1 pseudogene is annotated in these 375 nt (G+C 65.3%); it reads left to right on the top strand.

What is annotated here, in order from left to right:
• Window positions 1-375 (top strand): annotated as a pseudogene (locus tag ACP2WS_RS11325) (hypothetical protein); the annotation flags it as partial.

The raw sequence follows: 375 nt of genomic DNA, 5'->3' as shown, positions 1-375 counted from the left end.
AGTGTCACTTCCACCAGCACCGACGCCATCAACGGCAGCCAGCTCTACGCGGTGGCCAAGCAGGCAGCGAAGACGACCACGGTCAATGCAGGTTCCAACATCGTGGTGACCGAGGCTGCCAACGCCACGGGCGGGGTAGACTACACGGTGAGCACGGCAGACAACCTCAATGTCACCAGCGTCACCGCAGCCGACGGAGCCGGCAACACGAGCGTCACCAGCGCAGCGGGCACTACCACGAAGGACGCGGCAGGCAACACCAGCACCCTGAGCGCCACCGGAGTCACCTTCACGCCGACGAGCGGCAACGCAGTGAGCCTCACCACCGCGGGCCTCAACAACGGCGGCAACACCATCACCAACGTGGCAGCAGGA

It is taken from the genome of Brachymonas moutaii (nom. illeg.) (genome assembly GCF_049977365.1).
Classification (GTDB): domain Bacteria; phylum Pseudomonadota; class Gammaproteobacteria; order Burkholderiales; family Burkholderiaceae_C; genus Brachymonas.
The sequence above is the reverse complement of the archived record's forward strand: the minus strand, read 5'-3'. Positions and strand labels throughout refer to the sequence as shown.